At 74.5% G+C, this 23764-nt stretch carries 20 protein-coding genes and 1 riboswitch; of the genes, 5 read left to right on the top strand and 15 right to left on the bottom strand.

The features are described 5' to 3' along the window. Positions 1-38: 38 nt before the first annotated feature. Both AC24HA_RS06545 and AC24HA_RS06540 read right to left on the bottom strand, forming a co-directional pair. Positions 39-1430 carry a hemolysin family protein gene (locus AC24HA_RS06545; RefSeq protein WP_425708253.1) on the bottom strand — a complete coding sequence of 464 codons (1392 nt, stop codon included), beginning with the start codon at positions 1428-1430 and terminating at the stop codon, positions 39-41. A gap of 93 nt (positions 1431-1523) precedes the next feature. After that, positions 1524-1790 carry a hypothetical protein gene (locus tag AC24HA_RS06540; protein ID WP_425708254.1) on the bottom strand — a complete coding sequence of 89 codons (267 nt, stop codon included), beginning with the start codon at positions 1788-1790 and terminating at the stop codon, positions 1524-1526. 22 nt (positions 1791-1812) lie between these two features. Here AC24HA_RS06540 and AC24HA_RS06535 point away from each other — a divergent pair, with 22 nt between their 5' ends. Further along, positions 1813-3243: an FAD-dependent oxidoreductase gene (locus tag AC24HA_RS06535; RefSeq protein ID WP_425708255.1), complete on the top strand. Its 1431-nt coding sequence runs from the start codon at positions 1813-1815 to the stop codon at positions 3241-3243. Positions 3244-3266: 23 nt separating this feature from the next. On the opposite strand, the gene purH is transcribed toward AC24HA_RS06535, so the two are convergent. Both purH and purN read right to left on the bottom strand, forming a co-directional pair. Further along, positions 3267-5027 (bottom strand): bifunctional phosphoribosylaminoimidazolecarboxamide formyltransferase/IMP cyclohydrolase, encoded by a 1761-nt coding sequence (gene purH / locus AC24HA_RS06530; RefSeq protein ID WP_487563590.1) that lies wholly within the window; start codon positions 5025-5027, stop codon positions 3267-3269. 45 nt (positions 5028-5072) lie between these two features. Continuing rightward, positions 5073-5161: riboswitch (ZMP/ZTP riboswitch) on the bottom strand. A gap of 37 nt (positions 5162-5198) precedes the next feature. Then, positions 5199-5810, bottom strand: coding sequence for a phosphoribosylglycinamide formyltransferase (gene purN / locus AC24HA_RS06525; RefSeq protein WP_425708256.1), 612 nt, complete (start codon positions 5808-5810; stop codon positions 5199-5201). A 40-nt stretch (positions 5811-5850) separates the two neighbouring features. On the opposite strand from purN, the gene AC24HA_RS06520 reads away from it, so the two are divergent. Both AC24HA_RS06520 and AC24HA_RS06515 read left to right on the top strand, forming a co-directional pair. Next, entirely contained in the window at positions 5851-6411 is a 561-nt protein-coding gene (locus AC24HA_RS06520; protein WP_425708257.1) for a hypothetical protein, read from the top strand. A gap of 101 nt (positions 6412-6512) precedes the next feature. Beyond that, positions 6513-7691 (top strand): cystathionine gamma-synthase, encoded by a 1179-nt coding sequence (locus AC24HA_RS06515; RefSeq protein WP_425708258.1) that lies wholly within the window; start codon positions 6513-6515, stop codon positions 7689-7691. 60 nt (positions 7692-7751) lie between these two features. Here the strand turns inward: AC24HA_RS06515 and AC24HA_RS06510 are convergent, their stop codons facing one another. The 9 genes from AC24HA_RS06510 to AC24HA_RS06470 form a co-directional block, all read right to left on the bottom strand. Continuing rightward, the gene (locus AC24HA_RS06510; RefSeq protein ID WP_425708259.1) at positions 7752-9389 is read right to left on the bottom strand and encodes a cell division protein PerM; all 1638 of its coding nucleotides are present in this window, start codon (positions 9387-9389) and stop codon (positions 7752-7754) included. 209 nt (positions 9390-9598) lie between these two features. Beyond that, entirely contained in the window at positions 9599-10525 is a 927-nt protein-coding gene (gene sucD, locus AC24HA_RS06505) for a succinate--CoA ligase subunit alpha (protein WP_425708260.1), read from the bottom strand. 18 nt (positions 10526-10543) lie between these two features. After that, complete coding sequence (gene sucC, locus AC24HA_RS06500; protein WP_425708261.1) at positions 10544-11710, bottom strand: ADP-forming succinate--CoA ligase subunit beta; 1167 nt, start codon at positions 11708-11710, stop codon at positions 10544-10546. Between the two features lie 183 nt (positions 11711-11893). Continuing rightward, complete coding sequence (locus AC24HA_RS06495; protein WP_425708262.1) at positions 11894-13981, bottom strand: acyltransferase family protein; 2088 nt, start codon at positions 13979-13981, stop codon at positions 11894-11896. A gap of 260 nt (positions 13982-14241) precedes the next feature. Beyond that, positions 14242-16956, bottom strand: coding sequence for a UvrD-helicase domain-containing protein (locus AC24HA_RS06490; protein ID WP_425708263.1), 2715 nt, complete (start codon positions 16954-16956; stop codon positions 14242-14244). A 107-nt stretch (positions 16957-17063) separates the two neighbouring features. After that, positions 17064-17585: an NYN domain-containing protein gene (locus AC24HA_RS06485; RefSeq protein ID WP_425708264.1), complete on the bottom strand. Its 522-nt coding sequence runs from the start codon at positions 17583-17585 to the stop codon at positions 17064-17066. Between the two features lie 136 nt (positions 17586-17721). Continuing rightward, positions 17722-18312: a hypothetical protein gene (locus tag AC24HA_RS06480; RefSeq protein ID WP_425708265.1), complete on the bottom strand. Its 591-nt coding sequence runs from the start codon at positions 18310-18312 to the stop codon at positions 17722-17724. Between the two features lie 32 nt (positions 18313-18344). Next, the gene (locus AC24HA_RS06475) at positions 18345-18971 is read right to left on the bottom strand and encodes a hypothetical protein (RefSeq protein ID WP_425708266.1); all 627 of its coding nucleotides are present in this window, start codon (positions 18969-18971) and stop codon (positions 18345-18347) included. Between the two features lie 289 nt (positions 18972-19260). Then, positions 19261-20037 carry a DUF4352 domain-containing protein gene (locus tag AC24HA_RS06470; protein ID WP_425708267.1) on the bottom strand — a complete coding sequence of 259 codons (777 nt, stop codon included), beginning with the start codon at positions 20035-20037 and terminating at the stop codon, positions 19261-19263. A 160-nt stretch (positions 20038-20197) separates the two neighbouring features. On the opposite strand from AC24HA_RS06470, the gene AC24HA_RS06465 reads away from it, so the two are divergent. Together AC24HA_RS06465 and AC24HA_RS06460 are read left to right on the top strand one after the other, a co-directional pair. Then, positions 20198-21733 (top strand): sensor histidine kinase, encoded by a 1536-nt coding sequence (locus AC24HA_RS06465; RefSeq protein WP_425708268.1) that lies wholly within the window; start codon positions 20198-20200, stop codon positions 21731-21733. Between the two features lie 9 nt (positions 21734-21742). Beyond that, on the top strand, positions 21743-22402 hold the full coding sequence (locus AC24HA_RS06460) for a response regulator (RefSeq protein WP_425708269.1): 660 nt from the start codon (positions 21743-21745) through the stop codon (positions 22400-22402). Between the two features lie 15 nt (positions 22403-22417). Here AC24HA_RS06460 and AC24HA_RS06455 read toward each other — a convergent pair whose 3' ends face one another. Next, entirely contained in the window at positions 22418-23245 is an 828-nt protein-coding gene (locus AC24HA_RS06455; RefSeq protein ID WP_425708270.1) for a hypothetical protein, read from the bottom strand. After that, entirely contained in the window at positions 23242-23715 is a 474-nt protein-coding gene (locus tag AC24HA_RS06450; protein ID WP_425708271.1) for a DUF456 domain-containing protein, read from the bottom strand. Before AC24HA_RS06450 ends, AC24HA_RS06455 begins: the two co-directional genes overlap by 4 nt. Positions 23716-23764: the final 49 nt, after the last annotated feature.

The following is a 23764-nucleotide window of genomic DNA, read 5'->3' as shown; positions in this document are numbered from 1 at the left end:
GTCGCGGCCTGCCGGTGGGTGCCCCGCGCGCCTCCAGGTTAGTGGGCGTGCGGCCGGTCCGGGCCGGGTCGTCCGTCGTCGGCCGCACCGGCGCGGGCCTGCTCCCCGTCGGCACCGGCGACGGACGCGTCCGCCCCGTCCGCACGGGTGTCCTCGGGCTCCGGCTCGGGCCGCGTGACGGTGACGCGGTCGATGCGGCGTCCGTCGAGGGTCCGCACGGTGAGCGTCGCGTCGCCCCAGGCCACGGCGTCGCCCTCGGCCGGCAGACGACCGAGCTCGGACATGATGTAGCCCGCGAGCGTGTCGTAGGGGCCCTCCGGCAGCTCGACATCGAACAGCCGCTGGATCTCTGCGCGGCTGAGCAGCCCGGAGACGTCGTCGGCGCCGGCTCCCTCCACGACCTCCGGCTCCTCACGGTCGTACTCGTCGTGGATCTCGCCGACGAACTCCTCGACGACGTCCTCCATCGTCACGATGCCGTCGGTGCCGCCGTACTCGTCGACGATGACGGCGAAGTGCGCGTGCGTGCGGCGCATCTCGGTGAGCGTCGAGAGGACCTCCTTGCCCGTCGGGAAGTACAGGGTCTCGCGCACGAGGTCCCGCACGAACCGGATCTCGGGGCCGGGGTTGATGAAGTCGCGGACGTGGACGAAGCCGAGGATGTCGTCGTCGTTCTCGCCGCGGACCGGGTAGCGCGAGTGCTCCATCGACCCCACCGTCGCGCGCGCGTCCTCGATCGGGGTGTCGGCGTCGAGGAACTCGACCTCCGTGCGCGGCGTCATCACCTCCTGGACGGACCGCTCCCCCACCGCGAGCAGGTCGGTGACGATCTGGCGCTCCTCGGCGCCGAGCCCCTCGTGGCCGGCGACGATCTGGCGCAGCTCCTCGGCGTCCATCTCCTCCGCGCGGGCGTGCGGGTCGCGGCCCAGGACACGGAGCACGAGGTTGGTGGAGACGTCGAGCAGCCAGATGACGGGGCGCAGGACGAGGGCGATGACGTTGAGCGGCCGGGCCACGATCATCGAGAACTTCTCGGCGCCCTGCATCGCGAGCCGCTTGGGCACCATCTCGCCGAAGACGAGCGACATGTAGGACACGATGAGCGTGATGCCGATGAACGCCGCTGTGCCGGCGACCCGCTCGGAGAGTCCCCAGTCCACGAGGTAGGGGGAGACGTAGGGGGCGATCGTCGACGCGCCGTAGGAGGCCGAGAAGAAGCCCGCGAGCGTGACGCCGACCTGCACCGCGGACAGGAAGGTGTTGGGGTTCTCGGTCAGCTTCGCGACGGTGGCGCCGCTTCCGCCGCGGGCGGCCATCGATCGGACCTGCGACTCACGCAGCGAGACGAGCGCGAACTCCGAGGCCGCGAACACCCCGCCGATGAGGACGAAGACGAGGACGAGCAAGGAGTCCTGAAGTAGCGGGTGCACCCGTCCATTATCGGGTCGGTCGACCGGGCGTGGTGGCGGGCCGCGTGTGGCGCTCCGCTCCGGCGATGGCGGCCGTCGCGCCCGGCCCGGCCGTCAGACCGCGACGGCGTTCCCCCACGGGGCGAGGAAGGCCAGGACGGCCGCCGCACCGAGCAGCGTGGCGAGGTCGATCGCGAGCGCGCGGCCCCCGATGATCTCGCGCGCGCCGAACGCGGCCCGGACCACGGCCATGACGACGAGCATGCCGGCGAGCAGGTAGCAGGCGGTCGGCACGCCGACGACGACGCCGACGAGCACGACGACCGCGACCCAGCCGAGGATCGCGAGTCCGGGGAGGACGGGTGCCCGGTTCGTCGTCACGCGGCGAGGCTACCGTGGGCGGATGCGTCCGCCGGCAGCCCGTCCCGAGCAGGTCGACGTCCTCGTGGCGGGCGGCGGCCTGGCGGGCCTGCGGACGGCGGCCGCCCTGCGGGAGGCGGGCCTGGCCGGGACGGTGCTCCTCGTCGGCGCCGAGGAGGGCGACCCGTACGACCGCACCACCCTGTCGACCCACCTCTTCACACAGGAGGCACCCCCGCTGCTGTCCGCGGGCGGCCTCGGCGACCTCGACGCGCTCGGTGTCCCCCATCGCCGGGCGGCCGTCCGGTCGGTGCGAGACCTGGCGGGCGATGACGCGGCCGGCGATTACACCACCGGAGAGGACGCGGCCGGGAGCACCCCCGGCACGACGCCACGACCGGCGGTCCGCACGACGACCGGTCCCGGGGCGCCCGCCGGCGCCAGGGCCGAGGTCACGCTCGACGACGGCACGGTCGTGCGCGCCCGCGTCGTCGTCGCCGCGACCGGTGCGCGCGCCGTCGCCGCTCCGTGGCCGGGCGCGCGGACCCTGCGGTCGGCCGCCGACGCCACGGGTCTGCGGGCCGCGCTCGCACCCGGAGCGCGGCTCGTCGTCGTCGGCGCGGGCTGGATCGGCGCGGAAGTAGCGGGGGCGGCCGCCGCGGCGGGGGTCCGGGTGACGGTCGTCGAGACCGCCGACGAGCCGCTCGGTCGTGCGCCCCGCGTGCTCGGGCGCCACGTCCGCGGCTGGTTCGAGTCCGCGGGGGTCGAGCTGCTCACCGGGACCGGCGTGTCCACCGTCGCCCTGACGCGCGAGGCCGCCGGACCGGCCGACCCGGCCGCAGCCTCCGACGCCGGACCGGCCGAGGGCCCCGACGCCGGACCGGCCGACCCGGGCGAGCGCGTCGTCACCCTGACGGACGGCCGCGAGGTGCGTGCCGACGTCGTGCTCGCGGCACTCGGGGCCGTGCCGGAGACGGACTGGCTGGCCGGCGCCGCCCCGCTCGCCCCGACCGGTCACGTGCGGGTCGACGCCCTGGGACGGGCCCTGGACGGGCCGACGTGGCTGTGGGCGGTCGGGGACGCCGCGGCGACCGTCCGTCCCGACGGCCGCACGGAGCCGGGTGCCCACTGGGAGGGAGCGCTGCACCACCCGACGGCGCTCGCGGCGGGCGTCCTCGGCCTCGATGCCCCACCACCGCCGGCGTCCTACGTCTTCTCGGAGATGTTCGGGCACGACGTCGCGGTCCTCGGCGACCCGACCGGACCGCCCACCGTGGAACGGTCGGACGACGCCGGGATCACCTGGCTGTGGACCGACGACGCCGGCCGGCTCGTCGGTGCCGCCACGGCCGACCACCCCCGCGACGTGCCGCCGCTGCGCCGCGCGCTGGCGGGCGGGGGCCGGCCCAACCTCGACGCCGCCGTCGCGGCGGACCCGTCCCGGCGGCTGCGCGACGCGATCGCGCGCCGCTGACCGCGCACCGGGCCGGGCCCGGCTCAGTGGGCGAAGTGGCGGGTGCCCGTGAGGTACATCGTCACGCCGGCGGCCTGCGCGGCCGCGGTGACCTCGTCGTCGCGGATCGAGCCACCCGGGTGCACGACGGCGCGGACGCCGGCGTCGAGGAGCACCTGCAGCCCGTCGGCGAACGGGAAGAACGCGTCGGACGCGGCGACCGCGCCGCGCGCACGCTCGGGCCGCGCGGCCGCACCGGTGGCCTGCGCGCCGCCCGCGGAGTCGACGTCCGAGCTCACCTCGACCCCGAGCGTGTTCGCGCGCTCGACGGCGAGCCGGCAGGAGTCCACGCGGTTGACCTGGCCCATGCCCACGCCCACGGTCGCGCCGGCGTGCGCGAGCAGCACCGCGTTCGAGCGCACGGACCGCACGGACCGCCACGCGAACTCCAGGTCCGCGAGCGTGGCCGCGTCGGCCGGCTCGCCCGCCACGTGGGTCCAGGCCTCCACGGCGTCGCCGGGGGCGTCGACCGCGTCGCGGGCCTGGACGAGCGCACCGCCGGTGACGGGTCGGATCTCCGTGCCGTCGCGCGGCGCCGGGGTCACCGTGAGGACGCGGAGGTTCTTCCGCGTGGACAGCACCTCGACGGCCTCCGGCTCGATCTCCGGTGCGACGAGCACCTCGGTGAACACGCCCTTCATGGCCCGGGCCATCGCGGCGGTCACGGGCCGGTTCACGGCGATGACGCCGCCGTAGGCCGAGACCGGGTCGCAGGCGTGCGCGGCGCGGTAGGCCTCCTCGACGTCCTGACCGACCGCGATTCCGCACGGGTTGGCGTGCTTGATGATCGCCACCGCGGGCCGCTCGTGGTCGAGTGCGGCACGCAGGGCGGCGTCGGCGTCGACGTAGTTGTTGTAGCTCATCGCCTTGCCCTGCAGCTGAGTCGCTCCCGCGATACCGTCGACGGCACCCGCGGGGGCGTACAGGGCGGCGGCCTGGTGCGGGTTCTCGCCGTAGCGCAGGGTGGCGCGCCGCTCGAGCGCCAGCCCCACGAAGGCCGGTGCCTGCGCGACGGGGGCGTCGGCGTCATAGCCGGTCGACGCGGTCTCGGCCTTCCCGACCTGCTCGGCGAACCATGAGGCGACGGCCGAGTCGTAGGAGGCGGTGTGGGCGAAGGCGTCGGCGGCGAGCGCCCGCCGCTCGGCGAACGTGAACCCGCCGGCGTCCAGCGCGGCGACGACCTCGCCGTACCGGCCCGGGTCGACGACGACCGCGACCGAGGGGTGGTTCTTCGCCGCGGCGCGCACCATCGTGGGTCCGCCGATGTCGATCTGCTCGACCGCGGCGTCGTACCCGGCACCGGAGGCGACGGTCTGCGCGAACGGGTAGAGGTTGACGACGACGAGGTCGAACGGCTCGATGCCGAGCTCGTCGAGCTGCTCGCGGTGCGCGGGCAGCCGACGGTCGGCCAGGACTCCGGCGTGGACGTTCGGGTGCAGCGTCTTGACCCGTCCGTCGAGGCACTCGGGGAACCCGGTGACGGCCTCGACGGGGGTGACGGGGATACCGGCGTCGGCGATGAGGGCGGCGGTCGAGCCCGTGGAGACGATCTCCACGCGCGCCTCCGCGAGCGCCCGGGCGAGGTCCTCCAGGCCGGTCTTGTCGTAGACGGAGACGAGCGCGCGACGGACCTGGTGGCGGTCCGCGGCGGCCCGGACGGAGCGCTCGGGGCCCGTCCCGGGTGCGGTGCTCGTGGACGGGGCGTCGGCGTCGGGCGCGGCGTCGGTGTTCGGCTGGACGGTCACGGGGTCCTCCTCGGGTCGGCGGTCCCGGGCGCGGCGGGCGCCCGGCCCCGGCGCCCAGGCGAGCGGCGCGGTGAGGGGTGCGTCGGTCGCTCCCCGGTGGTCACCCACCTCGTTCGCCAGTCGCGACCGGTGGCCAGTCTACGGCTCGCTCCCGCGGCGCACGGCGCGCCGTCAGGACGTGGGACGCGTCTCCGGGAGCGCGAGCTCGCCCCGGGCGAGCCGGGTGAGGACGTCGACGAGCATGTCCCGCTCCTCGATCTTGATGCGCTCGTGGAGCGTCGCCTCCGTGTCGTCCTGCTCGATCCGCACGGCCCGTTGGTCGACGATCGGTCCGGTGTCGACCCCGGCGTCGACCACGTGGCAGGTACAGCCGGTGACGCGCACCCCATGGGCGAGGGCGTCCCGCACCCCGTGGGCGCCGGGAAAGGCGGGCAGGAGCGCGGGGTGCGTGTTGAGCACGGTGCCGGCGGCCAGCACGGCCGGGCCGAGGATCTTCATGAACCCCGCGCTCACGACCACGTCCGGCGACCAGGTGGTGATCTCTTCCGCGAGCCGGGCGTCCCAGGCCCCGCGGTCCGGGTGGTCCCCGAGGGCGACGACGAACGTCGGCACGCCCGCCCGCCGGGCGCGCTGCTCGCCGAGCGTTCCCGGCCGGTCCGCGCCGACGGCGACCACATCGATCGGCGCCCCGCCCGCAGCGGCGTCGAGGACGGCCTGGAGGAGCGTCCCCGATCCGGAGACGAGCACGACGAGGCGCAGCCGCTGCGCGGCGGAGGTGGTCACGACGACCAACGGTAGACGTCGAAGAGGTGACAATGGGTCGGTGACGACGCCACCGACCGGACGGACGCCCGCCCCGACGAGCGACCCGGGGCCGTCCGGGTCCGCGGAGGAGGAGCGTGCCACGCAGCTGGCCCGCTGGTCGACGGCGGCCAGCGTCCTGGTCATCGGCAGCGCCCTGGGCACCCTGGTCGTCACCCGCTTCCCGCAGAGCATCGGGCTGGGGGTGCTCGCGCTCATGGGCCTCGCCGCCGCGGTCTACGCGCGTCGGTTCCGCGCACCGACGGCGGGTGCGGGACCGGCCGGGCCAGTCGGCGGCCAGGGCAGCCGCGGTGCAAAGGGCGGCAGTGGTGGCCGGGCCGGCGCCGCTGACGCACCCGAGGACCGCCCGGGACCCACCCTCGAGCAGCGCCGTGCGCGCTCGACCGTCGTGACGATCGTCATCGGCTCGATCGTCGCGGCGCTCCACCTGCTGCCCGCGCTCGCCTGGAACATCCAGCTCGACCACCAGGAGTGCCTCGACGGCGCCGTGACGAACCAGGGGCGGGAAGCCTGCGCCAACGAGCTCGACGACCGGCTGCGGGACATGCTCCCCATCGGCTGAGGGACGCTCCGGAGCCACCGACCCCGGTCCCGCCGTCCCACGTCCCGGACACCGCTCCTCGCCGTCAGCGCCCGCTCCGCCGCGCCGTTAGCGTCGCGGGCATGACGCAGCCGAGCACCAGGACCATCCACGCGGGCCAGTCCCCCGACCCGGCGACGGGCGCGGTGAGCAGGCCGCTCCACCTCTCCTCGACCTTCCGCCACGACTCCGTGGGTGTCCTGCGGGCGGGCTACGAGTACACCCGCACCGGCAACCCGACGCGGGACGCGCTGCAGGAGACGCTCACCGAGCTCGAGGGCGGCGCGGGGGCGTTCACGTTCGCCAGCGGGATGGCCGCCGAGGACGCCGTGCTGCGGACGCTGACGGGCCCCGGGGCGCACGTCCTGCTCGGCGACGACGCGTACGCCGGGACGCACCGGCTCATCGAGTCGACCTTCGGCCCGTGGGGCGTCACGCTGTCCACGGTCGACCTGTCCGACGTCGACGCCGTGCGGGCGGCCGTCGCGCACACCCCGCCGCGGGTCGTCTGGATCGAGACCCCGAGCAACCCGCTGCTGCGGATCGTCGACGTCGCCGCGGTCGCCGAGATCGCCCACGCGGCCGGGGCGGTCGTCGTCGTCGACAACACCTTCGCCACGCCCTACCTCCAGCAGCCGATCGCCCTGGGGGCCGACCTCGTCGTGCACTCGCTGACCAAGTACCTGGGCGGGCACTCCGACGTCGTGGGCGGCGCGGTGGTCCTCGCCGACGACACGTGGCGCGAGGCCCTGGCCGACCTGCAGAACGGGGCGGGCACCGGCCTGTCCCCGTTCGACTCCTGGCTGGTCAGCCGCGGGATCAAGACGCTCGCCGTGCGGATGGACCGGCACTGTACGAACGCCGCGAGGGTCGCCGAGGCCCTCGCGGACCACGCGCTCGTCACCGAGGTCGCCTACCCCGGCCTCACCACCCATCCCGGGCACGACGTCGCCGCCCGCCAGATGTCCGGGTTCGGCGGCATGGTCTCGGTCCGCCTGACCGACGCCGAGGCGGCGCGCACCTTCGTCGAGTCCACCGAGCTGTTCACGCTCGCCGAGTCGCTCGGCGGGGTGGAGTCGCTCATCGAGCACCCGGCGACGATGACGCACCTCGCCGCCGTCGGCACGCCCCTGCAGGTGCCGGACGACCTCGTGCGGATCTCCGTCGGCATCGAGGACGCCGGGGACCTGGTCGAGGACCTCCTCCGGGCGCTCGACCGCGCACGCACCTCGGCCGACCGGCAGGTCACCGCCACCGCCTGACTACGCCGCCTGACCGACGCCGGGGGCGGTCAGCCCCACGGGTCCGAGGCCGCGGCGCCGTCAGCGCGTCGAGCCCGAGGCCGCGGCGCCGTGCGCTCGACCGCCGCGGGACCGCGAGGAGCTCGCCATGGAGCCCGTCACCGACCAGCGGCCGGCGCTCGCCGACGACGTGGTGCGGGTCGTGGATGTGGCGCTCGTCGACGAGGTGGTGCGCGTCGACGACGTCCGCGACCGGTTCGAGCGGGCCGAGGAGGACTGCGTCGAGGTCGTGCCGGCGCCGCTCCCGGCACCGGTCGACCTCGCCACGCTCTCCCCCGCCGCACCCGCGCTCGCCGAGTCCGTCGTGCTCGCTGCGCCCTGCGTAGCGGCCGCGCCCTTCTCACCCCGCGGACCCTTCTCGCTCCGCGGACCCTTCGTAGACGTCCCTGCTGTGGCGGCCCCGGACCCCGCGTCAGCGTCGTCCGTGCCCTCCGTACCTCCCGTGCGCCCCCGCACGGAGCGGACACCGCCGGCGATCCCGGCGCGGACGAGGGGGTGGAGAAGGACCGTGGTGAGGAGGGCGCCGAGCGCGACCCCTGCGGTCACGAGGCCGGCGAGCACGAGGGCGTCGGGGCCGAGGTCGGCCATCCGCCCCGAGCCGATGCCGCCCGACGACGCCAGTGCGGCCACGAGGGTCGCGCTTCCCACGATCAGGGCGGCGCCGAGCGCGCCGGCGACGGCGTCGACGAGGCGGTGGGCGTGGCCGGGCCGGCTCGTCCACCAGGCCCCGACGGCGCCCGCGACGACGACCAGCAGCACGGGCCAGGCGCCCAGCGGTGACGGCGACTCCGGCAGCGCGCCGAGGAGCGGGATGCCCGGGACGGCGCCGAGCTCGACACCGCCGGGCGCGACCGAGGTCCCGGCGCCGACGGCGAAGCCCGGACCCGCGATGTAGGACAGCGCCCACACCCCCAGGGTCGGCAGGTACGCGAGCTGGCCGAGCACGAGCACGGTGGCCCCGACGACCCCGGCGTCGAAGGACTCGTGGAGGGCGAGGACCCGGTCGGCGTGCAGCGCGAGCGCGGCCACCGACGCGAGCAGGCCGAGGCAGACGAGCACGGCGAGCGTCGCGGCCGCACCGCGCAGGGCGCGGACACCGACCAGGAGGCTGCGGTACCCGAACCGGTCGCTCGGGGCGGCCGCGGCGTCGTCGGCGATGACGTCCCTGGTCCGAGCCCCGGTGCGCCACCACGACCACAGGCCACCGGCCGCGGCCACGAGGGCGGACCCGAGCGCGAGGCGCAGGTGGTCGACGTCGAACGGCGAGAGGAGGCTGACGCCCTGCACGAGGACGACGTAGCCGACGCCGACGACGACGTGGGTCGCGCCGACCAGGACGTGGCGCCGGGCGGTGGCCATGACGAGCGCGGCGAGGACCGCGCTGAGGCCGAGCGGCACGAGCGAGAGCGTCCCGGCCGGCGCGCCGTGGCCGAGCAGCCAGGCGGCCGAGCCCACGCCGAGCGCGGACTGCCACGTCGTCTCCCCCAGCGCCGGCGAGGCGGCCGTGGCCACGTAGGCGGCGATCGCGGGGACCACGCAGACCAGCCAGCCCAGCAGCGCCGCCTCGAGGGCGGCGACGAGCGCGCGCAGCCAGCCCTCGGGCAGGAGCAACCGGCGGCCGGTGCCGGTCGCCGCGGGTCGGGTCGTCGTGGCGGTCATCGGGGACATGGTCGCGCCGATCGTCGCCCGAGAGCGGGAGCCACGCCCGGGTGTCGGTGCTCACCGCGGGCCGCGGCCCGCGCCCCTCGGCACCCGGCACCCGACACTGCGCAAGCCCGACGACGACATACGCCCCCGGGCGACCATCTGGTCGCCCGGGGGCGTACGTCCGTGCAGCACCGGGCCGCGGGTGCGGGCCCGACGTCGGGTCAGGCCTTCGCCGCGAGGATCTCCTTGGCGAGGTTCGCCGTCTCCGTGGGGGTCTTGCCCACGCGGACGCCGGCGGCCTCGAGGGCCTCCTGCTTGGCCGCGGCCGTGCCGGCGGAGCCGGAGACGATGGCGCCGGCGTGGCCCATCGTCTTGCCCTCGGGGGCGGTGAAGCCGGCGACGTATCCGACGACCGGCTTGGTGACGTTGTCCTTGATGAACGCCGCCGCCCGCTCCTCGGCGTCGCCGCCGATCTCGCCGATCATGACGATGAGGTCGGTGTCCGGGTCGGCCTCGAACTCGCGCAGGGCGTCGATGTGCGTGGTGCCGACGACCGGGTCACCGCCGATGCCGATGGCCGTGGAGAAGCCGATGTCGGACAGCTCGTACATCATCTGGTAGGTCAGCGTGCCCGACTTCGAGACCAGGCCGATGCGGCCGGGACCGGTGATGTCCGGCGGGGTGATGCCCACGTTGGACTGGCCGGGCGTGATGATCCCGGGGCAGTTCGGGCCGATGAGGCGCACGCCCTTGGTCTGCGCGTAGGTGAAGAACTCGGCGGAGTCCTTGACCGGGATGCCCTCGGTGATGATGACGACCAGCTCGACCCCGGCGTCGACGGCCTCGACGACGGCGCCCTTGGCGAACGCCGGCGGGACGAAGATGACCGACACGTTCGCGCCGGTGGCCTCCCTGGCCTCGGCGACCGTGCCGAACACGGGGACGGACACCGCCCCGCCGGTGCGCTCCTCGGCGCCCGGGCCGATCGGCGTCACGTCGAAGTCGACGGTGGTGCCGGCCTTGCGCGGGTTGGTTCCGCCGACGACGTTCGTGCCGGCGGCGAGCATGCGGCCGGTGTGCTTGGTGCCCTCGGAGCCCGTGATGCCCTGGACGATGACCTTGGAGTCGCGGTTGAGAAAGATCGACATGGTGGTGGGTCCCGTTCCTTACTTCGCTGCCGCGAGCTCGGCGGCCTTGGCCGCGCCGCCGTCCATGGTGTCCGCCTGGGTGACCAGGGGGTGGTTCGCCTCGGCGAGGATCGCCCGGCCCTGCTCGACGTTGTTGCCGTCGAGCCGCACGACGAGCGGCTTGGTGGCCTGGTCGCCGATGATCTCGAGCGCCTGGACGATGCCGCGGGCGACCTCGTCGCAGGCGGTGATGCCGCCGAAGACGTTGACGAAGACCGAGCGGACCTGCGTATCGCCGAGGATGACGTCGAGGCCGTCGGCCATGATCTGGGCCGAGGCGCCGCCGCCGATGTCGAGGAAGTTCGCCGGTCCGACCCCGTGCGTCTCGCCCGCGTAGGCCACGACGTCGAGCGTGGACATCACGAGGCCCGCGCCGTTGCCGATGATGCCGACCGAGCCGTCGAGCTTGACGTAGTTGAGCCCCTTGGCCTTGGCCTTGGCCTCGAGCGGGTCCTCCGACGCCGCGTCGACCAGCGCCTCGTGGTCCTCGTGGCGGAAGGAGGCGTTGTCGTCGAGGGAGACCTTGCCGTCGAGGGCGATGATGTCGCCGTCGGGGGTGCGCACGAGGGGGTTGACCTCCACGAGCGTGGCGTCCTCCTCGCGGTAGACGGTCCACAGCCGCTGGATCGCGTCGGCGACCTTCGGGGCGACGTCGTCGGAGAACCCGGCGGCGGCGACGATCTCGTCGGCCTTGGCCTTGTCGATGCCGACGACCGGGTCGACGGGGACGCGGGCGAGGGCCTCGGGACGCTCGACGGCGAGCTGCTCGATCTCCATGCCGCCCTCGACGGACGCCATGGCGAGGTAGCGGCGCTCGGAGCGGTCGAGGAGAACGGAGAAGTAGTACTCGGTGTCGATGTCCGCGCCGGCGGCGACGAGCACCTTGCGGGCGGTGTGGCCCTTGATGTCCATGCCGAGGATGGCCTGGGCGTGCTGCTCGGCCTCGTCGGCGGAGCGGGCGAGCTTGACGCCGCCGGCCTTGCCGCGACCGCCGATCTTCACCTGTGCCTTGATGACCGCGAGCTCGCCACCGAGCTCCTCGTAGGCGGCGCGCGCCTCGGCCGGGGTCGAGGCGACGATGCCCGGCAGCACGGGGACGCCGTGCTTCTCGAACATGTCGCGCGCCTGATACTCGAAGAGGTCCACCCGATGGTTCCTTCCCTCGCTCGTTGGCGGTGTCTCGACTCCGGGACACCGCTGGGAGCGTAGCGCGGGACCTAGGTCCCGGCCGGACCGTCTCAGGGTGTGCCAGACCACGTTCCACGGCGGATCTCCGCGGTTTCCGGCAATCGTGGCCAAGTCTTGGGACGACCGTGGCGGGGCGTTGTCCTATCCCTGGCCGTGGCGCTCGGCGATCTCCTCGAACGCAGCCGTCAGCGTGTGCGTGTACTCGTGGGCACCGTCGATGTCGGGGTGGATGTTGTCCGCCTGCAGCGCGCCGGGGTTCGCCGTCGCGGTGGCGTTCCAGTCCGCGATCGCCACGTTGTCCCGGCCCTCGGCGAGGCGCTCGAGCTCCTCGTTCGCGGCGGGGATCCACGACGACGCGCCGTAGAGGTTGACGAGCACGACGGGCCGGTCGGGGCCCAGCGCATCGAGGATCCGCTCGGGGATGCTCGGGTCGGGCACGCCGCCGTTGGTCCCGTAGTGGACGACGACGGCGCGGCGCACCGTGCCGGCCTCGATCGCGGCGTCGACGACGGCCTCCCCCGCCGGCCACTGGTCGTTCGACAGGGCGCTGACGTGCACGCCCGGGTAGTAGTACTCCAGGGCGTCGAGCGTCGTGACGACCATCGAGTCGCCGAACACGGACAGCTCGTCGCCCGTGGGCACGGAGAAGTCGGCGTCGGAGTCGATCGGGTCCGTCTCCTCCGCAGGCTCCTCGTCCGACGGGGCCGCCTCGCCGGACCCCTCCTCACCAGGGCTCTCCGAACCGGAGTTCTCCTCGCCGGCCCCCTCCTCGGCCTCCGGCGGCTGCTCCCCCGGCACGGCGTCCTCGCCGCCCGACGGCGCCTCTCCCGCGGCCCCCTGCGCCTCCTCGGCGGCGGCGAGCTCCTCGGCGCGCTGCTGGGCCAGGCGGTCCTCGTTGGTCTCGATCTGGGCGGCCGTGTCGGTCTGGTCGGGCGCGGTGGCGACGGCCACCCCGGTCCCGGCCACGAGCAGGAGCCCGAGCGCGCCGGCCATGCGGGCGGGCGCTGCGGCGGCGGGGCGGAAACCCGTGATGGCGGCGAGCCAGGAGCGCAGCGTGGCGCGGATGCCGTTGCGGCGCACGGGCTGCTCGAGCCACTCGTAGGAAGCGGCGGACACCCCGAGGGTGACGACGAGCGCGGCGAGCCGCAGGACGGTCCGTGCGGCGGAGCCCTCGGCAGTCGGCACGAGCGCGTCGAGGACGATGACGACCGGCCAGTGCCAGAGGTAGATGCCGTACGAGCGCTCGCCCAGCCAGCGCAGCGGCGCGAGCTCCATGACGGCGGTGAACCAGGTGCGCGGGCCGAGGAGCGCGGCCACGAGCAGCGCCGCGGCGAGCGAGGCGGCGAACAGGCCGCCGCGGAACGTCCACACGGAGTCGAACGCCATGAATGTCGAGAGCAGGAGCAGCACCGCGAGGCCGACGAACGGCACGACCGGTCGCGCTCGCTGCCACGCGGGCGCGGTGAGCGGCCCGCGGGAGTCCTGCGCGACGAACGCCAGCGCGATCCCGAGCATGAGGCCGAACAGGTGGGTGTCGGTGCCGTAGTAGACGCGCGTCGGGTCGGCGCCGGGGGTCACGAGGACGGCCATGAGGATGCCCGAGACCACGGCGACGACGATCGCGACGGCGGCGAGCGCCCGGGGGGCGCGGACGAGCTTGACGAGCGGTAGCGCGAGCAGCGGCCAGAGGAGGTAGAACTGCTCCTCGACGGCGAGGGACCAGAAGTTGACGAACAGCTGGGGCGCGGTCTGGTCGGCGTAGGAGGAGCCCGCCGCGATCTCCAGCCAGTTCGAGGAGAACGTCAGGGCGCCGAGCACCTGCCGCCCGATGTTGACCATGAGGTCGCGCTCGACGAGGGCCGCCACCGGCACCGTGACGACGACGACGAGCGCGAGGGCGGGCAGCAGGCGTCTGGCACGCCGCCGCCAGAAACCGGGCAGGTCGATCCGGCCCGAGCGCCCGATCTCGCGCAGCAGCAGGGTCGTGATGAGGAAGCCGGACAGGACGAAGAACAGGTCGACGCCGATGAACCCACCGCGCGAGAACGCCGGGAAGAGGTGGAACACGAGCACGGCGCCCACGGCGAGCGCACGGATGCCGTCCAGGCCCGGGATGCGTCCCGAGCGGACGATGTCGCGGGCCGAGGAGCCCCCGCGGGGCGGGCCGGTTCGTGCGGTCGGGCCGCGCAGCGCACCGACCGAACCGTCTGGTCGCTGACGGTCGTCCATCGCCTCACCACCTGTTGCTCGCTGCACCGGCGCTCGCCGCTACCACGTCGTCCGGCCACACGCTATGACTCGGTTCTGCCCTGCGGGAGGTCGACGCGCGGGCAGACATCCCCGCACTTCGCCCGCCCATTCCCGCAGGTCACACCAGCCACAGACGCACCACGAGCACCGTGGTCAGGGCCTCTCGGAGCAGCATCCGGGCACGGGCTCACCCGTTCACGCCGGGTGTCCTCGCGAGGTCCCCGGCCGTGCCGGACACGTCAGAGCTTGGTCACCGGCGCGTAGCGCAGGAGCAGCCGCTTGACCTGGCCGCCGCCGAAGTCGACCTTGGCGACCGCGGACGGGCCGGGATTCTCCAGCGAGACGACGGTCCCGAGCCCGTAGGCGTCGTGCGTGACGCGATCGCCCGGGCTCAGGGACGGGACCTCGACGTCGGGCCGCGGGGTCGCGGACCCGAAGCGCGCCTCGCCGTCCTTGCGGACGTTCTCGCCGGGCTTCCACGGCCCCGGGGAGGCACCTCCCCGGGGCGGCCGCGCCGGGCGTGGGGGCTCGGCGCGGGAGATCCGCACGCCCGAGGCCCAGGTGCGGCCGTCGGCGCCGCGGCCGGAGCCACGGATCGCGTCGGTCGAGGACTGCTCGCGGCGCCACTCGACGAGCTCGGGCGGGATGTCGGAGACGAACCGCGACTCCGGCATCTCCTGGGGCAGGCCGAACGCCGTGCGCACCGCCGCCCGGGAGAGGTAGAGGCGCTCGCGCGCGCGGGTGAGCGCGACGTAGGCGAGGCGGCGCTCCTCGGCGATCTGGTCGGACTCCCCCAGGGAGCGCTGGTGCGGGAACGTGCCGTCCTCGAGACCGGTGACGAACACGACCGGGAACTCCAGGCCCTTGGCGGTGTGGACGGTCATGAGGGTGACGACGCCCTCGTCCCCCGCGCGGCCGGGGATCTGGTCGGCGTCGGCGACGAGGGCGACCCGCTCGAGGAAGTCCCCCAGGGTGGCCTCGGGGTCGGCCTCGGCGAACTCCTGGGCCACGGCGTGCAGCTCGGCGAGGTTCTCCACCCGGCCGGCGTCCTGCGGGTCCTCCGAGGCGCGCAGCTCGGCGAGGTAGCCGGACCGGTCCAGGGCGGCGTCGAGGATCTCTGCGGGGGTCGAGCCGGCGTCGAGCATCTCGCGCAGGCCGCTCATCAGCTCGTGGAAGCCGCCCACGGCGGTGCGGCTGCGGGTGGCCAGGCCGAGCACCTCGGGGGTCGTCCGGCCGTCGACGCTCGCCCCCGGCGTGCCGGCGGCGTCGGCGATCGCCTGGCCGAACGAGACGCGCTCCCGCGCCGCGTGCCGCTCGAGCATCTGCTCGGCCCTGTCGCCGAGCCCTCGCCGGGGGACGTTGATGATGCGCCGCAGGTTCGCCTCGTCGTCGGGGTTGGCGACGGCCCGCAGGTAGGCGACGGCGTCCTTGATCTCGCGCCGCTCGTAGAAGCGCGTCCCCCCGACGACGACGTACGGGACGCCCGCCCGCACCAGCATCTCCTCCAGCGCCCGGGACTGGGCGTTGGTCCGGTAGAAGATCGCCATGTCGCCGTAGCGCAGCGCGCGCTCGCCCGGCCCAGGCCCACCGGTGGTGGCGCCCTCGTCGTCCCGCAGCCGGTCGACCTCCTCGACGACGAACCGCGCCTCCTCGTGCTCGCTGTCCGCGACGTAGCCGACGATGCGCGGGCCCGAGCCGGAGTCGGTCCACAGGTTCTTCGGGCGCCGCCCCGGGTTGGGGGTGATAACCGCGTTGGCCGCGGTGAGGATGTTCTGGGTCGAGCGGTAGTTCTGCTCGAGCAGGATCGTGCGGGCGTCCGGGTAGTCGGCCTCGAACTCGAGGATGTTGCGGATCGTGGCGCCGCGGAAGGCGTAGATCGACTGGTCGGCGTCGCCGACGACGGTGAGCTCGGCGTGCGGCACCGCCTGCCCGGGGCCCGTCGGCGCGCCGGCGTCCTCGGTGCCGCCGGACAGCTCGCGGACGAGGACGTACTGGGCGTGGTTCGTGTCCTGGTACTCGTCGACCAGGACGTGCCGGAACCGGCGGTGGTAGTGCTCCGCGATCGCCGGGAACGCCTGGAGCAGGTGGACCGTGCGCATGATGAGGTCGTCGAAGTCCATCGCGCTGGCCTGGCGCAGCCGCGCGTCGTAGCCGCGGTAGACCTGGGAGACGACCTCGTCGAGCTCCTGGCCCGAGCCCATGACCGAGGACGCGTGGTCGTCGGGGTCGATCAGCTCGTTCTTGAGGTCGGAGATCTTGCGGGCGAGGAGCTTGGCAGGGAAGCGCTTGAGGTCGACGTCGAGCTCGCGCCCGACCAGCGTGATGAGCCGCTGGCTGTCCGCCGAGTCGTAGATGGAGAACGAGGAGCGCATCCCGAGGGCCTCGTGCTCGCGGCGCAGGATCCGCACGCAGGCGGAGTGGAAGGTGGAGACCCACATGCGCTGGGCGGAGGCGCCGACGAGGTCCTCGACGCGTTCGCGCATCTCGGCGGCGGCCTTGTTCGTGAACGTGATCGCGAGGATCTCGCCCGGGCGTGCGCGGCCGGTGGCGAGCAGGTGGGCGACGCGGTGCGTGAGCACCCGGGTCTTGCCCGAGCCGGCGCCCGCGACGATGAGCAGCGGACCGCCGGCGTGCGCCACGGCCTCGCGCTGCTGCGGATTGAGCCCGACGAGCAGGGACTCGGCGCGCTCGTCGTCGCTCGCCCCGGCCGCCGCGGCACGGGCCGCGTCGCGCTCCGCCCGGCTCGGGAGCTGCGCCCCCGAGCCCGCCGTGGGCAGGCCGGCGAACGGGTCGGCCTGCGCCGGCAAGGAGTCCGACGGGCCCGGGTCCTCCTCGGGGGGCGCCTCGGGCGGCACCCAGTCGTCCTCGTCCGGGCGGGGGGCGAGGGTCGCGGGCAGCGCCGTGGTGCGGCCCGGGCGCGCGGGGAGGTCGAGTCCGTCGAACAGGGTGCTCATCGTCGGTCCAGGTTAGTCGCGCCCGCCGACACCCTGGCGCCGGCCTGTGGACGGGGACGCGCGCAGGTGGGGCATCGGCACGAGACACGTGCCGACGCCCCGTCTGATCAGGCGAGTGTCGGCACGCCAGGCGCGTCCGTGACGAACCACGGGTCGAGGAGGATCGTCTCCGACGCCGCCCTCCTCAGCCGGCGCGACAGCGACCAGCTCCACGCCGCGACCCGCACCGGAAGGCCTCGCCGCACGAGGCGCCCGACGGGGTCGGCGAAGATGCCGTCACCGGAGACCAGGACGAGCTCGTCGAACCGCTCGGGCAGGCCCTCGTCGAGCACCTCGAGGAGTGCTCGGTCGGCGCCGTCGGGACCGGTCCCGATCCGGAGGCGAGCGCCCGACCATGCGGTACGGGCGTTGAAGACGCCGGTCACGTCGGTCGCGACGACGACCTGCTCATGCTCACCGACGCCCACCTGGGACTCGATGATCGCGCGCCCGGTACGGGCGAGCTGCGGGGTGGAGACGCCGCCGCGTACGACGTTCTCGAGGTCGACGAGAACGAGGCGGCGACGATCGGCGCGGACGCCGGACCGTGCGGGGCTGGGGGTGGACGGGGCCATGAGTGTCGTTGTCATGGGCCAAGATTCGCCTCGAGACCGCCTTCTGAGGGACCTCTGATCGGCCTGGAGCCACACCGCCGATTGGCCCGTCCAGCCGGACCGATCGACGGGCCTCGTCCGGGCCGTTCACCGACCGGGCCGGACGGCGCACCTACTCCTCCAACCGGACCACGTGCTCACCCGTGGTGGGCTCGAACCGTTCCGTGCCGCCGACGAGACGGACGTGGTCCGGCATCCTCTCCTCGGACGCGTCGAAGACGAGGTCCCGGAATACCGTCTGCCCTGGATTGACGTGCTGGGTGCGCGGCATGGCTCGCCCCTCGCCGGCGATCTCGGCCAGCGCCTCGTCGCCCAGCCAGTCGGGTTCGACCGTGCCGTACCAACCGCCCACGCGGTCCACCAGCACGCTGTTGACGAGACCGATCTCCTGCGGGCCGTCGGTGGGGTTGGAGATCGCGACGGTGACGACCGTGACCTTGCGCGCGTAGCCCGGCCCGTCCTCCTCGTCGGCGTAGTCGCGCATGACGACCTGGGTCCCCAGGAGGACGTCGTCGACATCCGTCACCCGCACCTCGAGCTCCCCGATCTCGACGGTGTCGTCGAGGCCAGGGGCGTCGTCGTCGGCCGTGCCCAGCCGTCCGGGCACGTCGTTGGTGCTGGCGAACCCGACGATCACCTGGACGAGGAACACGGCGAGCAGCACCGCGGCCGCGATCGCGAGGACCTTCTGAGGACGCGTCATGGACCTGCGACCCACGCTCTCCTCCGCGCCGCTCATCGCAGCTCCACGAGGACGTCACCGGTCGCGCCCGACGTGAGGTGCGCCGGGACCCAGAGTGCGTCCGGGACGGCGTCGGCGGGCAGGTCGACGACCAGCCGCCCGGACGTCCGTCCTCCGGCGTCGACCGTCACGTCGCCGCCCATCAGCCACGCGTGCTCGCTCAGCTGCTCGTCGGAGGCGACCGCCGCGTACCGGCGCCCCTCCTCATCGACGACGCGGAGCCGGCCCGAGTCGAGGTGGAGCGGGATCTGGTCCGAGTCCGACTCGACGACGACCCGGGGGACGACGTACCGACCGTCGGTCTCGCGGAAACCGCGCGGCGCGGGGGCGCCGACCTCGACCTCGTCGACGCGCAGCGTCCCGGCGGAGCCGGGCGTCGCCGAGGTTCCGCCCCGCAACTGCGCACCGACCGGAACCGGCTCTCCGAGGCCGACGGTCCCGGCGTCACCGTCGGGGCCGCCGCCCTGGCCGAAGGCCGGCCAGCCGTCGAACCACAGGTAGACGTTGGCGGCGACGAGCGCGACGACGAGCACCACGAGCAGCCGCGTCCGTCCCGGGTGCCGGTCGCGGTCACCGGTGGCCCCGTTCCTCGGTCTCTCCTGGTCGGCGGCGCCCGACATGCCCCTCACCCTCCGTCCCTCGCACCCGCGTCGGCGCGCCGTCCGCCCGAGGGTCTCAGCCGACCGGTCACGCGCACACCGGTCCCGACGGGGCCTTCTGCCCGGTCGCAGGTCGCGGCGGCGCGCCGACGAGCAGCGGGGAACCATGAGGGACGGCGGCCCGACGGCGGAGGGTGAGCTCCGCCGTCGGGCCGCCGTCGTGGCACCGGGATCGTGCGCCGGGGGTCGCGCGATCCCGGACCGGGGGCCCGGCCCGCGCCGGGGAGGTCGCGGGCCGGGCGGTCGATGGTCAGCGCAACCGGACGTCCTCGGGGCTGGAGAACAGGCCGGACGAGACCTGGAGGAGGTCGACCTCGGCGTCGGCCGGGATGTCGAAGAGCAGTGCGCCGGAGGCGGTGTTGCCGGGGTTGATGTCGGTGACCAGCCACGAGGTGGTCCCGTCGAGGTAGATGGATGCCGACGACGTGTCGTGCTGGCGGCCTGCCGTGTCCACGAGCACCGCGTTCGACTCGACGAAGGTCTCGGCGCGGTCGCCGGTGTTGGTCATGCTCAGCTGCACGAGGACGAACTGGCCCTGGGCCTGCTCGCCGAAGTACTGGTCGCCGACCGACGCGATGCCGGTCTCGACCTCGGTCACCGTGACCTCGAGGTCGCCGACCTGGACCGGGACGCCGATCTGCGGGTCGGCCGGCTCCTCGGCCGGCGCGTCGGCCGCCGGCGCGTCGTCCGCCGGGGCCCCGTCGGCCACCTCGACGCCGTCGGTCGCCTCGGCAGAGGCGTCGCCATCCGGCGCGGTCGCCTCGGCGGAGGCGGTGGGCGCCGAGGTCACGCTCGGCGTCGCGGCCTCGGAGGCGTCCTCGTCCCCACCGAGCTGGGAGCCGACGACCCCGACGCCGGCGAGGACGAGCACGCCGGTGAGCACCTTGTGGCGGGCGAGCCAGCCGCGGCTCGCCTTCTGCATGCGCTTCTGCGCCTTGAGCTCCTTCTTGCTCATCGGCACGGCGGGCGCGCCGTAGGGGGTGGGGGCGGCAGGGCCGCCGTTCTCGGGCGTGGGCTGCGTGGTCATCGGATCCTCCGGTGGGGGCTGGTCGGTACGGGGGAAGACTCGCCCGCCGGGCCCGCACGGCGGCTCCCCCGACCGGTCCGCCCCGCCCCCTCCGATCGGTCCGACCGGCCGGGCCGTACGGAGGGCGCCGGAGGCCGCGGGAGCGGACACAATGTGCGCCATGACCATCCCGAGCGCCGGCCGTCCCGGCGAGCACCACGCCGATCCGGCGTCCGTGCTCCCTCCGGGCGCCTACGGCACCGCCTGGGAGAGCGAGGCGATGCAGCCCGCAGGGGTCAGGGCGCCCGGGCGAGCGCCCCGGGACTCCGGCACGAACAGAGCCACCTCCACGGCTCCTCGACTCGGGGTGGTCCGCCGCGAGCTGCGGCGGACGCGGACGATCGCGCTCTGCGTGGTGATCGGGGTCTTCGCCCTGATGGACCTCATCTACTCCCCCTGGGTGCGGGCATGGATGGAGGAGGACCCCGACACGACCGCCATCTGGAAGGTCGTGCTCGTCCTGGTCCTCACCCTCGCCGGCGCGCTGCACGGACTGGTGGTCCTCCCGCGCGCTCGGTGGCCGCGGGTGACCCTGGCGATCGCTTCGGCAAGCGCCCTCGTCCTGCCGTTCTCCCCCGTCGCCGCGCTCGTCGTGCTCTCGAGCCACCTCACGCACCGCCGGCTCGACCGTCCGGTGCTCGCCTGCGCCGTGGTCGCCGTCGCGACGGCTGTGTGCACGTGGCGGGACCTGCTCGGCACCACGACATGGACGTCGTGGATGCGGGTCCTGCTGTCCAACGCGCCGTCCGACCACGCGCCCGCACCCGTGCCGTGGGCAGGCGTCGTCGTCCTCGTCGGCCTCACGTTCGGTGCGTCGATCGGCATCGGCCAGCTGCGGCGCGCGCGGCTCGAGGCGCGGGCTGCCCGCGACGCCGCCGACCGCGCCCGCAGCGTGGCCGAGGAGGCGCGTACCGCCGAGATGGACGCCCGCCGGGAACGCGACGACGCCGTGACGACCGCGTCCCGCAGAGCCGAGCGCGAGCAGGTCGCCCGCGAGATCCACGACGGCATCGGGCACCGCCTCTCCCTGCTCTCCCTCGAGGCCGGGGCACTACAGCTCGAGGCGCGCGGGGACGGCCGGCTCGAGGAATCGGCGGCACGCCTGCGCTCGCAGGCCGCCGAGGCCACCCAGGAGCTCCGGACGCTGGTGGGGATGCTGCGCGAGCCCACGCCCGAGCCGGTCGTCACGCTCGACCACCTGCAGACCGTGCTCGACGAGTCGGCGGACGCCGGCCAGCTCCTGTCGGCGACGGTGCGGATCGACGACGGTGCCGCCGCGCCGGCCACGCTCACCCGGGCGGTCCACCGCATCACGACCGAGATCATGACGAACGCGCGCAAGCACGCTCCCCGCGAGACACTCCGCCTGCGGGTGACGGGCGGCCCCGGGACCGGTATCGACGTCGAGGCCGCGAACCGCGTGCCCGCACCACCGGAGCCCGACGAGTCCGGTGGTCCGGCTGGCGAACCCGGTCTCGGTCCGGTCGGTGCCACTGGCCGCGGCCCCGGCGCCGCGCCCGGCGGCGCCGGGCTCGTCGGCATCGTCGAGCGTGCCGAGCTGCTCGGCGGGACCGCGCGGTACGGCGTCGACGGCGACCGGTTCCGCGTGGACGTCCACCTCCCCTGGCAGGACGGGGACGGCAGCACCTCCTCCTAGACTGCTCGGGTGCCCCCGCCCACTCGCGTGCTCGTCGTCGACGACGACCCGATGGTGCGCGCGTTCGTGCGACGGATCATCGACACCGACGACGCCCTCGAGGTCGTCGGCGAGGCCGCCGACGGCGCCGCGGCGCTCGAGGCGGTCATCGCCCACCACCCGGACGTCGTCCTCATGGACCTGACGATGCCGGGCACCGACGGCGTGGCCGCGACCCGGGCCATCCGCGCGCGCCCGTCGCCGCCGGCGGTGCTCGTCCTCACCACGTGGGACGTCGACAGCAGCGTCGACGCCGCCCTGCAGGCCGGGGCGGTCGGCTACCAGCTGAAGACCGCCGAGCCGGCCGAGCTCCTCGCCTCGATCCACGCGGTGGCGGCGGGGCACGGCGCGATCTCACCGCAGGTCCAGCCCGGGCTGCTGCGGCGGATGGCGGGAGCCGGCTCCACGCGTCGGACGGCAGCGCGCGAGGCGCTGGCCGGCCTGACCGAGCGCGAGATGGACGTCGCCCGCCTCGTCGCTCAGGGGCTGTCGAACGGCCAGATCGCGGGTCGCCTGCACCTCGGCGAGACAACGGTGAAGACCTACCTCGCGGGCGTCCAGGCCAAGCTGGCGGCGGAGAACCGCACGCAGGTCGCCGTCATCGTCGACCGGGCGGCATTCGGCGACTGAGCGACGAGCAGCCGCCTACCGCGCCCGGAGGAACACAGCCGTGTCCTCGTCCACGAACCCGAGGTCCAGGCGCACGGGCCCGACCTGCTCGCCGCCGGACTCGTCGAGGTCGAGCTCGTCGAGCGGGGCGTCGGTGACCTCGATACGGGGCTCGTCGCACGCGGGCGGTTCCGTCTCAGTGACCTCGTCGCAGAGGTAGGCCGAGCCGTCCGGAGCATCCGTGGTGACTAGGACAGAGTCGACGACGAGCCCGAGGTTCGGCACCGCGATCTCTAGGGCGTCCGCCACGGTCCACGACTCTCGCCCCTCGGACACGGGCCACCCGGACGGGGTCTCGTTCTGCTCGACCACGTCGAGATAGGCCACCGTGTCCGCGTCGACGACCTCGGCGACGATGACGACGCTTCCCCACCGGGCGCCGGACGCCTCGAGCAGGTTGAGATCGTCGAGGGGAGCGCCGGTCAGCTCGAGGATCGCGGGCGCACAGACGGGCGGGTGCGTCTCACCGACGACGTCGCACAGCTCGGCCCGCTCGTACGCGATGAGAGCGGCGTCGATGACCACCACGTCACCGGGCGAAGCGGTGTCGGCCACCGTGCGCGCGGTCACGGCCGGACCGGTCGGCTCGTCCGGTCCGTCGGACGCGGACGCGTCGGGCGGCCCCTCCGACGCCGCGTCGGAGGGTGCGTCGGTGGACGACTCCCCCGTCGCCTCGTCGTCCGACGGCCCGCACGCGACGAGCGCGCCGGCGAGCGCGAGGAACGAGGCGAGTCCGACCGGCGCACGCGCACGTGCCCGGCGTTCCTGAGCCGGCGACAGCGGTCGCCCCGGGTGCGCGCTCACCGCACGATCCAGGCGACGACGAACGTACCGACGGCGACCATCGCCCCGGCGAGCTCGATGAGGATCGTCAGCCCGGCGGCCTTGAGCGCGCGGACCGTGGCCGGCCAGGCGCTCCGGACATCCCGCAGCCGCGCGAGCTCGACGAGGAACACGGTGCCGACGAAGAACAGGACCAGTCCGACGACCGGCACGACGAAGAATCCGACGACACCGGCGAGGGCGGCGACGACGAGCGTGGACGTGCGCACGCCACCGCGCTGCATGTACCGCCCGGCGAGGACGTAGCCGAGCACCATCGCGAGGAGGAAGGACGCGATCGCGATGATCGCGACGGTGAGGCCGAGCGTGCCGCCCTGGTACCAGCCCCAGATCGCGACGGCTGCCGCGACGAGACCGCCGCCGGGGAAGATCATCGTCACCGTGCCGAACAGCCCGACGACGATCGCCAGGATCGTGAGCAGCTCGGCCACGGTCGCGCTCCTGCCTCGTCGGTGCGCGCCGGTCGGCGGCGCGGCTCAG

This window comes from Georgenia sp. Z1491 (assembly GCF_057652395.1).
This window is presented reverse-complemented; position numbering and strand designations above follow the sequence as displayed.